This window comes from Methanothermobacter sp. KEPCO-1 (assembly GCF_008033705.1).
Taxonomy (GTDB): domain Archaea; phylum Methanobacteriota; class Methanobacteria; order Methanobacteriales; family Methanothermobacteraceae; genus Methanothermobacter; species Methanothermobacter marburgensis.
In genome coordinates, this window is record NZ_CP042937.1 from 109,942 (window position 1) to 124,420 (window position 14,479).

The 14,479-nt window shown below is 48.0% G+C and carries 9 protein-coding genes; 4 read left to right on the forward strand and 5 right to left on the reverse strand.

Annotated elements, in window-relative coordinates; all coding sequences use genetic code 11:
- Nucleotides 1-110: 110 nt before the first annotated feature.
- The 5 genes from FVF72_RS00525 to FVF72_RS00545 all read right to left on the reverse strand — a co-directional run bounded on the left by FVF72_RS00525 (nt 111) and on the right by FVF72_RS00545 (nt 5,750).
- On the reverse strand, nt 111-1,724 hold the full coding sequence (locus tag FVF72_RS00525; RefSeq protein WP_147670906.1) for a glycosyltransferase family 39 protein: 1,614 nt from the start codon (nt 1,722-1,724) through the stop codon (nt 111-113).
- 308 nt (nt 1,725-2,032) lie between these two features.
- On the reverse strand, nt 2,033-2,584 hold the full coding sequence (locus tag FVF72_RS00530) for a glycosyltransferase (protein WP_147670907.1): 552 nt from the start codon (nt 2,582-2,584) through the stop codon (nt 2,033-2,035).
- Nucleotides 2,581-2,964: a glycosyltransferase gene (locus FVF72_RS00535; RefSeq protein ID WP_147670908.1), complete on the reverse strand. Its 384-nt coding sequence runs from the start codon at nt 2,962-2,964 to the stop codon at nt 2,581-2,583. The genes FVF72_RS00530 and FVF72_RS00535 overlap by 4 nt, the downstream gene beginning before the upstream one ends.
- 512 nt (nt 2,965-3,476) lie before the next feature.
- Complete coding sequence (locus FVF72_RS00540; protein WP_147670909.1) at nt 3,477-4,622, reverse strand: glycosyltransferase family 4 protein; 1,146 nt, start codon at nt 4,620-4,622, stop codon at nt 3,477-3,479.
- Nucleotides 4,623-4,652: 30 nt separating this feature from the next.
- Nucleotides 4,653-5,750, reverse strand: a complete 1,098-nt coding sequence (locus FVF72_RS00545; protein WP_147670910.1) for a polysaccharide pyruvyl transferase family protein — start codon at nt 5,748-5,750, stop codon at nt 4,653-4,655.
- Between the two features lie 326 nt (nt 5,751-6,076).
- On the opposite strand from FVF72_RS00545, the gene FVF72_RS00550 reads away from it, so the two are divergent.
- The 4 genes from FVF72_RS00550 to FVF72_RS00565 all read left to right on the forward strand — a co-directional run bounded on the left by FVF72_RS00550 (nt 6,077) and on the right by FVF72_RS00565 (nt 14,468).
- On the forward strand, nt 6,077-8,185 hold the full coding sequence (locus tag FVF72_RS00550) for a histidine kinase dimerization/phosphoacceptor domain -containing protein (protein ID WP_147670911.1): 2,109 nt from the start codon (nt 6,077-6,079) through the stop codon (nt 8,183-8,185).
- A 284-nt stretch (nt 8,186-8,469) separates the two neighbouring features.
- Nucleotides 8,470-10,128 carry a pseudomurein-binding repeat-containing protein gene (locus tag FVF72_RS00555; RefSeq protein ID WP_255503743.1) on the forward strand — a complete coding sequence of 553 codons (1,659 nt, stop codon included), beginning with the start codon at nt 8,470-8,472 and terminating at the stop codon, nt 10,126-10,128.
- 175 nt (nt 10,129-10,303) lie between these two features.
- The gene (locus FVF72_RS00560) at nt 10,304-11,941 is read left to right on the forward strand and encodes a cation:proton antiporter (protein WP_147670912.1); all 1,638 of its coding nucleotides are present in this window, start codon (nt 10,304-10,306) and stop codon (nt 11,939-11,941) included.
- Between the two features lie 388 nt (nt 11,942-12,329).
- The gene (locus tag FVF72_RS00565) at nt 12,330-14,468 is read left to right on the forward strand and encodes a pseudomurein-binding repeat-containing protein (RefSeq protein ID WP_147670913.1); all 2,139 of its coding nucleotides are present in this window, start codon (nt 12,330-12,332) and stop codon (nt 14,466-14,468) included.
- Nucleotides 14,469-14,479: the final 11 nt, after the last annotated feature.

A 14,479-nucleotide genomic window follows, 5' to 3' on the forward strand; every position in this document is an offset into this window, starting at 1 on the left:
TGACATGGATCTTCTTCAGGCCTCAAACATCCATGCCCTCCTTTTTAACTCAAACTAATATTAATTCGCAGCATATAAATATTTCAATGTGGATGTGCTCCCACCATGTCCTATGAGATCCTCTCAGCAATGGAGACCCCATCCCTTGAATAGATGACCCTGTACCCTGAGGGGATCTCTGTTTTACCGGTCGAGAATATGTAGTAGTATGGTTTAAGTTCATAGAAGTACCTGAGGCTCATTTCCCGCATCTGATGGTGGATTATCCTTGTGAAGACGTAGTGATTCATGTACCATGTGAAGGCAGGACCCCTGTCGGAGGCTATAACCCTGTCCCTGTATGATGGGTCATGGTCCATGAGCCAGGCGGCTGCCTCCTTCTCAGCCTTAACTGTACCATCCTTATGGGGCATCCCCGCAGTGTAATGGAGTGCCGATGAGACCATCAGTATTGCGATGGCGGCAGAGAGAATGGTTGAAGCCCTCATGGATCTGATTGAAGCTGACAGCTGGTTCACTGAGAGGGATATTGAGTAGGCGAGGGGTGGCAGGACAGTTATGATGTACCTGTCAACCTTTACCGGATGGAAGCTGTGCATGTAGAGGTAGGCCAGGAACCAGACCGCCATTGCAAGGTTCAGGTCGATGTTATCAGTCTCCCCCCTCATCCACAGGATTGAAAGCGCCCATATGAGTATGAGGACCTCACTCAGTGCAAATGATAGTCTTCCAAAGGCTACTATGAGTACTGCGGATATTAAAATGAATAATATCTTCCTTTCAGAGTTATGAATGGATATCAGGTCCCTGTTCCTCCATATGAGTGCGATCAGTCCTGCTGCTATGATGGCCAGTATTATGAATCCTGTGACTGTCGGTCCGGAATAGGACGGATTTATCACTCCCAGGTAATAGGATGGTGAGGGTATGGCTGAGATGTACTCTGGAAGGTGCCTGAGGTAGTAAAGGGTGTCGGTACTGTAGCCAGGGTTTAGGGAGGTGGCTGAACCTGTGACTGTGGATGATAACTGTTTCGTGAAGGGCAGGGGTGTTCTGGTGTAACTGTAGAATAAGTAGCCGAATGGGATGTAGAGTAGGACTCCCAGCACGATCCCCTTACCTATATCCGGCAGCTTTGATCTGAGGGATGGATCAGTCAGTATTATGACTGCCAGGGGGAGGAGCATGAGACCAGATGTGTACCTTGTGAGGAATGCAGCCATTGAAACCGGAAAGGCAAGGTAGTAGAACCGGCTGTCATGCCTCCTTGCAAGGAGTGCAAGATAAACCGCCCATATGGACAGTGCCATTGCAGGAACATCCAGGGCTCCGGTTGCTGCCCATGCCAGGATCAGACTGAAGGATGCCAGTGAGATGGCGCCTGCCAGGCTCTCCATTTCACTGAACCTCAGGCGCAGCAGAAGGTACATGCCGCTGATTCCAAGAACATAGAATGCTGCTGCAGCTGCAAATACTGTTCTCTCACCGGTGAAGCCCAGCCTGAACAGGATTGACAGGATGGCAGGGAAGAATGGGGGAAGGTAGAGGGCATCCCCGGGGCCCAGATGAGCCATCTTCATGGCATTGTTAACATAGAGGAATATGTCCATGTAGTAGATTCCTATGCCTGTCTGTAGCTGGAACAATTTAAGGGCCATGAACAATGTAAAGGCCAGTAAAACCGTGTATATTATGATATCCATCTTTTTAGTCTTTGATATCATGTGAAACGCCCCATATGGACCCTGTGTATCAGATGTCCTGTAAATTTTATAGGATCATGTCCTGAGAACCGTCCTTCATAAACTTCATTGCTACCCTCTATAGATCTGTCATAGGTATAAATAAATATCATTCAAACCCCCAGAGATTTGGTGTAAACACAGCTAAGAACATATAAATGCTAAATATCATTCAAACCCCCAGAGATTTGGTGTAAACACAGCTAAGAACATATAAATGCTAAATATCATTCAAACCCCCAGAGATTTGGTGTAAACACAGCTAAGAACATATAAATGCTAAATATCATTCAAACCCCCAGAGATTCAATCACATTTTTTAAATCCTGCTTCATTTTTTCCATGCTGAACTCCTCTTCAGCCATCCTCCTGGCATTTTCACCCATCCTTACAAGTTCATCCTCTGGTAGGGATTTAAACGTTTCTATACCCCTCAAAAGGTTTTCAGGTCTGTTGTCATCAACGACAATGCCACATTCATATTTTCTAACCAGATCTGCAGCATCCCCCACGTCAGTTGTTAATATGGGTCTGCCCATGGCTGCATATTCAGCGAATTTTGTTGGAGCAGCGACTTCAGCAGATTTATGTGGTGGCCTTGGAAGAACCAGGACATCACAGGCCCCATAGTAATATTTAACCTCATCAAAGGGGACCCTTGGCAGGTATAATTCATTATGGGATCTCACCGTGTTTCTTGAGAACCCCACATAAAGAAACTGAAGGTCATCATCATCAATACGCCTGCCTGTTTCAATGAGATTATCCACACCCTGCCATTTACTATCAGCACCGATGTATCCAAATGTTAACCTGTTCTCCAGACCCAGATCTGACTTCACCCTATCTGTTTCCTCCTATCCAGGGGGCTGAAGAGATCCAGATCCGTGGCGTTGGTTACATAGTACAGCTTTCTACCTGGAATCCCCCTTTCCCTTAGATCCTCCATCATTGAACTGGAGACACAGATTATCCTGTCAGCAGCCCGGAAGCTCAGTGAAGAAACGATGCTATAATAAATTTTACTCAGAATACCCGGCTCATACAATTCCCTTTCACTTATAAGATCCCCATGATTATCCAGTACAATGGGAATCCCCCTTATCCTCGATAGGGATGATATGAAGGCTGAAGGCGCCAGGTTACAGAAAAGCAGATCGTAACTATCGCGTGAAATATTAATAAGGTGCTTGAGATGAACAGTGATGGGAGAAACCCTCATGACCGAGTACTTAAAGGTGGTTCAAATGACAGCTCATGTCTGCTGTAGAAACTGTAAAAGCATAATTCAACTTCATGCCCCAGCGAAGACAGAATTTCCGCCTGCCTCTTTATCCGCATCCACATTGAAGAATTTTCATCAGGTGTTCCGATGATAACACTTAAAATCCTCATTATATCACAGTTCTAACCTTTTACTGGTAGGGAGTCACATACATCAGAGATGTATTAGCTTGATGATCAATCAAACATAAGCCAAAGGGGTTAATAAAGTTTACAGAAACCTGGGTGGACGGCACATTTAATCCAAACCAGATCATCTAACAGTCATTGTCTATAAATGACAGGATGACACTGAAATAAACAGCCATGGGGGATTCATATCCCGCTGATCCCCATCCATTCAGATTAAAGGCTCTGTACCCTAAAAGTGACCTGTGAACTGATGGATATGCACTCCATTTACTGGCAGGAGGTCGTGTTTCCAACATGGCAAGGGCTATTAATAGCATTTCATGATTCATAGATGCGCATGTGTTCCTCCACGCAGCGTTCAAGTGAAAATTTTTCCACGAGCCTCCTTGAGGCCCTCCCCATGGATGCCCTCAGGTCCTGGTTAAGGGAGAGTTCAATTATCCTCTCAGCCAGTTGATCCTGAGAAGCCGGGGACACCAGGAATCCATTCTCACCCTCAATGACCTGTTCATCCACTGCACCCACATCTGTCGCGATTACCGGTTTACCCATGGCCATGGCCTCCAGAATTGATATGGGAGTTCCCTCAGCAATTGAAGGAAGCACAAAGATGTCAGAGGCTGCGAGCAACTCAGGTATGTCCTCCCTCCTACCCAGGAATTTCACCGCATCCTTAATTTCAAGTGAACTCACCATCTCCCTGAGTTTGCGGTAATATTCCCCCTGGCTTTCAGGAACATCACCCACCACAAGTAATCTGAAATCCCTCACAGATTTCAAAACCGATGGAACAGCCTTCAGGAGGTACTCATACCCCTTGATGGGATTTATATTGGCAATGCAGACTGCTACAGTATCTGATGGAGACAGTCCAATGGATTCTCTGATATGATCACGTCTATCACTGTAAAGTGACGGTCTGAATCTTTCAAGGTCAACTGGTTCATATATGACTGTGTACCTATCACCCTCCGAGAGATAGTATGTGGCAAGTCCCTCGGCAATCACAACAATTTCGTCGGCGATGAACCTCACAATGGGCATCATGATCCCCAGAACCACTGGAGGGTAGAGGGAACTCATAAGGTGCCACACAACCTTCCTTCTGCAGATGAATCCTGCCACAGCAGCCTGGAAGTTCAGAACACCATTCACATGAACCACATCTGCACGGGTCCTCCTTATTATCATTATCATCTGAATGACAGTTAGTGGAACGCTCAGGACCCATATCAAATTCTTAATTACATCACCAAATCCCCTGAACTCCCTGAGGCCCGGCATGAAGAACCCCTCAAATTCAAGACCATGAGTCCTTACGTATTCCTCCAGGGGATTATCATGCCCTGATGGTGCGCATACCACAGTCTCCACTCCCCTAGCAAGAAGTTTCTCAGCAACCGAAACAACCCTAACCTGGGGTCCGCCGATATAATTCTGCATAACAACGTTAATAACCCTCATCGGAGCACCTCAGATATCTGAATGGTAGCATCAGCGACCCTCCAAGGGCAAATCATCAGATAATGACGGGAATTCCCCTCTGATCTCTGAAGCCCTCCTGGCTGCCATGTAATCCTCAGGATTTCTGTAAAGATCCTCCACCCTCCCTGAGAGTTCCCCGTTGCAAACGTCATCCAGATCTATGATTGCATTCCTCCCGAAACCCGCATCCTCCACAAGCGCCCTGTTTTTAGCTGCATACTCAACTATAATTTCAGGCACATCATTCAGATATGCAAAGAGGGCTGCATGGAACTTCATGGCCACGAATGCATCACATGATGCCACAGCAGCAATGGTTTCGCGTGGATCAGGTCTGTAGTCCTCCACACGGACCCTATCATCGTTAACCTCCCTGGCTATCCTCATTGATATCCTCCTATCATCATTGGGTTCCCTCCCATTGAATATGAAGAGCCTGGCGGTGTTTTCATCGTCCAGTGCCAGCCAGCTGCGTATTGCATCGGCAAAGGCCCTCACCAGGAGTTCATCCTTCTTTTCATCCCCCCCATATATCCTGAAGTAGGGCATGGCTGAGACTCCAAGCAATCCCCTCTTTCTCCTCCTTTTTTCATATTTAAGAAAGAATGACAGATCATGAGAGAGTTCAGCCCTCTCATTAACTCCCATTTCAGAGAGCACCCTCATGGAATTTGAATCCCTTACAACTATTTTACTGGCAAGTCTACAGGTGTTCTTAATTAGAAATTTGCTCCACCGGTGAACGGGTCTCTCAATACCAACTCCCATGAAGTAAACTCTTTTACGCGTTAATCTTGCAGTCAGTGTCATGATCAATATCTGAGCCAGCCTCATGATCCTTGAGGATGTCTTTCCATAATCAAAGAAGTGTGTCCCCCCTCCAAGTATAACCATGGAGGACCTCAAAAATGCCATCAGAAGTGCTGGTGATATTCCCGGTGGTACGATCCTCACATCCAGGTCGCCGGGCAGAAAGGGTTCTGATGCTGCTGTTATATTGAATCTCACATCGCTGAGTGTCTCCTTGAGTCCATCGAGGAGTGAATAAAGCATCGCATCGTCTCCCGTGTTATTCCATCCATAGTATCCCATCACAAGTACATCCATATCAATCCATCCTCCAAATCAGAAGCGGGACCCGATCTATATCAACGATATTACCTTGGCTGTAGGTGTTAATGTGCATTAACCTTGAGGTCGGTTGAAATCAGGGCTCCCTGTGCTGTGGTCAGGGCTCTCACCTGATACTTTCAGCGACTTCATTGAACTGTATTGCCGGCACCAATATTTAATTAACTGAAAAGCCCAGAGCTATTGTTAGGTAACCATGATATACCAGTATACCTAACTGAAAAGCGTAAAGCTATTGTTAGGTAACCATGATATACCAGTATACCACCTCATTTTATGTATACCTTGAGTGATGTGGGAGGATGAACATCTACATAACCCTATCTGTACTGGCATCGGTATTGTACCTTACCGTGGGAATCTATCCCCTCACTGAAAGAAGGAGTAATCTTGAGTGGATCTTTCTTCTCATAGCCATTACAATGGCAATATGGTCCATCACATCCGCCCTCATCTACGCCACCAAATCCATCATGCATGCAACCATTCTTTACATGCTCTCAGGTATTGCCTGGATCCTCATGCCCGCCCTTTTCCTGAACTTTGCCCTTGTGCTCTCTGCGGATGAGGAAAGGATCCATAAGTTCACGGTGCTGACAGTAATCCCGCCCCTTATATTAATTTACATACTCCTCATGGGATCCCTCATCAAACCCCTGAACATCCATGGCCCCCTATCATGGGCAGGGAGCATCCGAATATTCCCTGAAATATACATGGTCAGCTACTTCACCGTCGCCGTCTCCATGATATGGAACCATGCAAGGAGGGCGCCCTCCCAACGTGAGAGGCAGATGTCAACTCTTATATTCCTCTCATCATCCTTCAGCATCATTGCAGGTTGGATCCTGAGCTCATTCATCACCTCCACCAGTCCACAGACCACCAATGCCCTGGGCCAGATTGTGGGGATGATGGGATCCGCTGGTATATGCCACGCAATAATCAATTACCGGCCGGTTACCATGAGCCCATCCCTTGCAGGGGAGAGCATAATAGATAAGGTCACAGACCTGGTCATCCTCCTGGATGCTGATGGAAGGGTGATCTGCCTCAACCACCGGGCGAAGAAGGAACTGGGGATGGACTCTGCAGTGGACTGGAGGGAGATCGTTGCACCCGAACACCATGAGACCATTGAGGTAGAATTCAGGGACATAACTGCGAGGGCCTCATACTCCAGTGGAGACTACCATCACAGGCCATTATCCATCAATTACATGAGGCGGGATGGTGATCGGCTCCCTGTGAAACTGTTCATCTCACTCATAAGGGAGGGCGCAGATACCGTTGGTTATTCCCTGGTGGCCCAGGACCTCCGCCACACCATCAGGTTGAGGGACCGGATAGAGGAAACAGAGAAATCCGAGAAACTTACCAGGATGCGCCTGCATGAGTTCAGGACACTCAACGAGGCTATAGTCATGATAAACCACAGTAACAGCCCCGAGGAACTCTTCAGGAATATCATGAGCCTTGTAAACGAGCACCTTGGCCTCTCAAAGGGTTCTATCTACCTCCTGAGGGATGGGGTCCCATGGCCCATGGGTGATGGTTTCAGGGTTGATGACCCTGAGGGTATCCTGGCGGACCTTGAGGATGGTGTGGCTGTGAGGGATGATATGATAGCTGTTCCACTGAGGCACGATGATAGAAACCTGGGTTTCCTTGCCATCATGAACGGCCATGAACCTGATGAGTATGAGCTGAGGTTTCTTGAGACCCTGGGTGGTGAGGCCGCCTCAACACTGAAGAGGATATTCTATGAGAGGAGGCTCATTGAGTCCATTGAGGAGAAGGAGCTGCTCCTCCGGGAGATACACCACAGGGTCAAGAACAACCTTCAGGTGATATCAAGTCTCCTGAACCTTCAGAGCAGTTACATTGATGACCCTGAAATCAGGGGTGTGCTGAGGGACAGCCAGGGGCGTATCATGAGCATGTCAATGATACATGAAAAGCTCTACCGTTCAGGAAACCTCATAGATATCGATGTGAGGAGTTACATTGAGGGTCTTGTAAGGAACATTATGTTCTCCTACATGAAACCGGAGCAGAGTGTGGATCTAATATTTGAGATTGATGACATCAACCTCAACGTTGACACCATAATGCCCCTGGGCCTCATCGTGAATGAGCTTGTGACAAACGCCTTGAAGTATGCATTCCCTGATGGTGAAGGTGAGGTGCGTGTTTCACTGAGCCGTGAAGGCGAAGGATTCCTCCTTACGGTTGCCGATAACGGTGTGGGCCTCCCTGATGACTTCAATCTGGATGATCTCAAGAGCCTTGGAATGCTCCTCGTGAGGAATCTGACTGATCAGCTTAATGGTGAGCTGGATTACAGTTCAGACAGTGGAACCGAGTTCAGGGTGAGGTTCTCAGAGATACAGTACCGGAAGAGATTCTAATGTTCAGGAAAGGGATCCTCAGGATACATTGACGGTTTTTCTTACTACATGAGCCCAAGGGGGTCCCGATCGCTTTTCTTAACTCATAACCTGAAAGCAGAGTATAGGCTTAACCTGCTTAGCCTGAAAATAGAGGGATCAAAAATTCATGGATCACCTGCAGACGCAGACGCCTCCCAGACTCCAAAGGGAATGTTATAAAATAGAGGGATCAAATTCATTGAAATCACAGCTGATCATACGCGAAAGGATCACAATTTATAAATAAAATCAGGGACAGAGATATGGTTGCAGGATTCCTTCCTGCATCTGGAGGCGATAGTATATCCCGTGGTATGCAACTCCTGTGCGTGCTCTTCGCATGCATGGTGTTACTCAATACCGGAGAAATCTATGCCCAGAACACACAAGGTGAAGAAGCACTGCTTCCTGATAACATGACACCGAAAACCTGCAGTACAGTTATGGAGAAGAACTCCACAGCGGCAGAGATCAGGGGCAGCCTGGAGAATACGAGTAAAACTCCAGCCGCTGCAGCGGGCCCATCAGTCTCACGGGCCGATGTTGAGGACGCTGCAGTTCGTGTCAATGCCTTCATTGCAAAGAACAGGCGTCTGCCCCTCACCGTGGAGGTGGGGGACGTGAAGGTGAATCTGGCACAGTTCCTGCAGCTAGAATCACAGTACGTCCTCAACAGGACACCCTCAGTGAACCAGGTACAGGTACCGTCAGAAACATCCGGAACCGTGCTCAAAGGCTCAATTTACCTGAAGGACTACCTTGAAGTTGCAGGTAGGGTACTCCAGAGTGGAGTCTCCCCTGGATACATCAGCTTCAGGGACCAGAGGATAGGATTCCAATCACTTGTGTGGCTATTTGCAAGGGCAATTAATTTTAAAGTGACAAATCAACGCCTTCCAAATTATATCAGACTCGACACACTGAATTCTGTAAAGTCATCCACCCCTGCCAGTAACAATTCCGGCAGCAGCGATGCTGCCAGTGGCAACTCAGGGTTCACAAGGGAACAGATACTTTCCGCGGCAAAATCACTGAAGATATACATTGACCAGAATCAGAGCCTACCCGGGTATGTGCAGGTGTCAAACCAGAGGCTTGGTATAGCCCAGTTCCTGCATCTAATGGTTAAATGCCTCAACCAGATAAATCTGGGGAAGAACACCCCTATAACACCGGTTAACGCCGGTGAGGCAGCAAACCCTGCAGGGGATGCTACAGGTACCATAAAAAGGGATGAGTACCTGAAGATCGCATCCGTGGTTCAGGGGTTCATGGAAAGGAACCAGAGAGCCCCAAACTATGCAGGTTCAGGTAAAGGTAGAATCTCGTATGAGAGCCTTGTATACTCAGTTTCAAGGATTCTGAGCTTCTATAGCAGCAACAGGAGACTTCCAAATACTGTGACCGTGACAAAGCTGGCGTCCTCACTGAAAAACCGGCCAGAGAACGACCCCTACATGGGCGAGAGTACCTGGAAGTACCTTGCATCATCGGCCAACTGTCCTGTGGATAACGAGAAGATAAGGTCCCTTGCAGCGAGCATTACCAGTGGACTCACATCAACATTTGCAAGGGCATCGGCCATCTTCTGCTGGGTGCGTGACAACGTGAACTACAGCTTCTACTACAACACAAGGTACGGTGCCCTGGGGACACTTCAGAACAGGACAGCCAACTGTGTGGACCATTCACACCTCCTTGTGGCCCTTGCAAGGGCTTCAGGGATACCTGCAAGGTACGTGCATGGTACATGCACCTTCACCTCAGGTAACACCTACGGTCATGTGTGGGCCCAGGTACTTGTGGGTGACACCTGGTACGCTGCAGATGCCACGAGCTCAAGAAACAGCCTTGGAATTGTGAACAACTGGAACACTTCCAGCGCAGTGATAAAGGGCATATACGCGAGTTTACCATTTTAAAGGGTGAAAAACCCTTATTTCTTTTTTTAACATGGCATTACCATTAAAGGGGAAATCTCTCATCAAATAAAAGATAGAAAATTTAAGAACATCCTCTTTTCTCTTTTAATTAAGACTTATAGTTAAATACACACTATATAGATAAGAGCATTGGATCGTAAATCCGGGTGTTATAATGGAGGTTCCGCTCATCAGGGAGATAGTTATCATATTCAGCCTTGCGCTGATTGTCCTCATTGTATTTAACCGGGCTAAACTCCCAACCATACTGGGCTTCTTTGTAACGGGGGTAATAGCGGGTCCATCGGGCCTTGGCCTCATATCCTCAGGCAGCATAGAGAGCCTTGCGGAACTCGGTGTCATACTCCTCCTGTTCACAATTGGACTTGAAATGTCCCCTGAGAGATTCGGTGATTTCAGAAAGACTGCCCTCATTGGGGGTACACTGCAGATAGGACTCACAGTCCTGATCGTGGCATTCTTCACACTGATACTTGGATTGAACCCTGGAAAGGCTGTCTTCATGGGTTTCCTGATCGCACTGAGCAGTACCGCGGTTGTGCTGAAGGTCCTCCAGGACCTCCATGAGACAGAAACACCCCACGGCCAGGCCTCCCTTGCCATCCTCATATTTCAGGATGTTGCTGCGGTGCCCATGATACTCACCATACCATTCCTTGCAGGGGCCGGTGGTTCGACACCGCTTCACACCCTGCTTACAGGTGGCGCTGTGCTCATCGGGACCCTCCTCTCTGCCAGGTGGATCGTCCCGAGGCTCTTTGATGTTGTAGCAGATACAAGGAGCAGGGAGATATTCCTCCTCACAGTGATACTTGTATGTGCATCTGTAACCTGGCTCACCGGAAGTGCGGGGCTATCCCCGGCACTGGGGGCCTTCCTTGCAGGTCTCATCGTTGCAAATACAGACTATGCCCACAGGGCCCAGGGGTCCATACTACCATTCCAGGAGGTCTTTCTGAGTTTCTTCTTTGTATCCCTGGGGATGCTCCTTGACGTCGGGTTCTTTATGCGGCATCTGCCCCTCATCATCCTTGCACTCATTGGTGTTATGATGATAAAGCTGGCCCTCAACAGCTTCGTGGGCTTCATCATGGGCTTCTCAGCAAGGGTCGTGGTGCTAACAGGGGTTGTGCTGGCACAGATAGGTGAGTTCTCATTCATACTCTCTGAGTCAGGTCTCAGGTACGGTCTGATGGACCGCTTCACATTCCAGGCCTTCCTGTCGGTTTCACTCATAACCATGGCCCTCACACCATTCCTCATATCACTTTCACCCAGGATCTCAGAGAGGATCATCCAGGCGGATATCCATCCGCGGATAAAGAACGGGAGGAGGTACCTCAAACCTGAGGTTAACCTTGAGGACCACCTGATAATAGTTGGTATGGGCATAACCGGGAGGAGGCTTGCAGAGATCTCCGAGGAACACGGCATACCCTACATAGGCCTTGATGTTAACCCTGAAACCGTTAGGAGGGCCCGGGATGAGGGCCTCAATGTATACTATGGGGACGGCACCCATGTGGGTGTTCTCAGACACTTCAATGTTCCGGAAGCCGCGGTCATGGTGGTGGCCATTGCAGACTACCGTTCAACGGTCCATGCAATCCATGAGGCCAGGGCACTGAATGAGAGAATGAAGATAATTGCCCGTATAAGGGGATTTGAGAATACAGAGAATTTATACACTGCAGGGGCAGATGTTGTTGTCTCAGAGAAACGTGAAGCAACAGAGAGGATATCCGGGGAGATATTCAGCTGTTACAGTGGTGTCTGTGAACTTGAGGAGTGATCCCCCATTTGAAGGTGTCCAGATCAATCCATGGACCCGCTGGAGGCGCCACGGTGGCTTCATGTGGGATATGCTGACGTTTCCATGTGGATAATGGATTCATGAACCTGAAAATAAACCCTCTTTAAAGCTCTAAAGCTGAATAGGGACCCTCATATCTGTCATTCAGTTAATGACGTCGTGCTCATACCATACCTGTGCATGGCCAGTAAAAAAAGGTCCCATAGTGTCTATTTTGATTTAAAAGGCTCTAATATTGTCTTTTTTCTGATTTTAAACCACAATATTTATATACAATGCACTTTTTAAGAGTGTATGTGGGGTTTCCAAAACCCCCAGTGGAGGCGGTAAAATTTCGGGAAAACTGAATCTACTGATAGCCCTAGTTATGGTGCTATTATTTCTGGGCTCAAATGCAGCAGTTGCCCTTGAGATATCAGATAACGGGACAAGCAGTGGGACAGAAATCAGCGATAACCAGACATTAACTGAAAGTGAAAACCAGACATTAACTGAAAGTGAAAACCAGACATCAGATGATGAAGGTGGACGGACATCCGCCCAGACAGAGGAAACATCTGAACCTCCCCACGGGGCCATCTGGGTTAAGGCCTACGATATGGGAAGGGTCAACCTCACAGAACTCAGAGAGAAGGGTATAACCGATATATTCCTTGAGCAGCTGGCCTTCAATGACGCAAGGTTCAGCAGGAACCTCACCTCGTTCCTTGGCAATGCATCAGAGCAGGGAATACGGGTGAGCGCCTGGGTGATCTGTCTCAAGGATTCCAGCGGAAAATGGGTTGACCCCACCGGTAGATACGCCTACAACGTTACAAAAACAAGTAAGGTGACTGTGAAGGAGCCATACAGGTACTACTACACCGTTACCGTGAAGAAGGCCTACACCAGGTACGTGAAAAAGTGGTACAAATCATGGTACAGGAAAAATGGAAAATGGAGGTACACCTGGAAGTACCGGTACGTCAAAAAGACCTACTACAAATACGTGAAGGAGACACGCTACACCATCAAGTACCGTACGGTGACAAAGACAGTTACAACCACAGAGACTGTTTATGGATACAACACCACCTACTCAGAAAGGTTCCTTGAGAATCTAACCCAGAGGATACTCTCCTACACGAACATATCGGGTGTGGGTGGGGTTCACCTGGACTACATCAGGTACCCTGGAAACGCATACCAGGCCCCCAATGCAACAAATACCATAACAGAAATCGTCAAAAGGATAAGTGAAGCCGTCAGGGCAGTTAATCCTGGACTACTTCTATCAGCAGCACTGATGCCAGAGAAGTCATCGAATGCCCACTACTACGGACAGAACTACACTCAGCTAGCCGAATACCTGGACGTCCTCATACCAATGGCCTACAAGGGCAACTACAGGGAAGACAGTGCATGGATACAGAATGTAACATCTTACATTAAGGCTAAGAGTCTCAACGCAGAGGTCTGGACAGGACTTCAGACATACCGGTCAGACTCCAATGTGACACCCATCCCTGAAGATGAACTGATGGGGGATATAAACGCCGCCCTCAGTGGAGGGGCAGATGGGTACGCACTCTTCAGGTACGGCCTGATTGACACTGACTTTATAGCTGGAATACCATCCGCAACAACAAAGCCATCTGCTGCCAATTCAATAACTGCAGAGCTCATAATGGACGCCGCCAGCAGGTTCAAGGCATTTGTGGAGTCAAACTACAGGCTCCCCTCCTATGTCACCGTGGGGGAAAGACAGGTTACACCTGCAGAATTCCTCTACCTGCTGGCAGAGTTGCTCACAGGAGGTGACCTGAAAACCGGGTCATTCAGTGAGGGATCAAACACAACACTATCAGCATCAGGGACAATCCAGAAGGACGAGTACCTGAGAATAGCATCCCAGGTTATAAGCTATATGTCAGTGAATGGCCGCCCACCAACCAGTGTACCGTCCAGTGCAGGGAGCCTGAGCTTCAACGTCCTGACCTATATCCTCTCAAAGATCGCTGCATTCAAAGAGGTTAACGGCAGACTTCCAAATTATGTTACAGTGGAGAGTTCGGTATTCTCAGGAGGTTACCTTTCATCAACAGCCAACTGCCAGGTCAGCGCCCCTGAAATACAGTCCCTCGCAGCAAGCATAACAAGGGGTCTCACATCAGCGCTATCAAAGGCAACAGCGATTTTCAACTGGGTGCGTGACCATATAGACTACAGCTTCTACTACAACACCAGGTACGGGGCTCTGGGGACGCTTAAAAACAGGACAGGTAACTGTGTGGACATGACGCACCTCCTTGTTGCTCTCTCAAGGGCAGCCGGGATAAAGGCAAGGTATGTGCATGCCACATGTACATTCATCTCAGGCAACGTCTATGGACATGTATGGGCCCAGTTCTACCTCAATGGTTCATGGGTAAATGCCGATGCATCAAGCAGCATGAACTCCCTTGGAGTCATAAAAAACTGGAAGAGTGCAACCATAAAGGGCTACTACGAAAGTTTACCATTCTAAATCCATTTTTT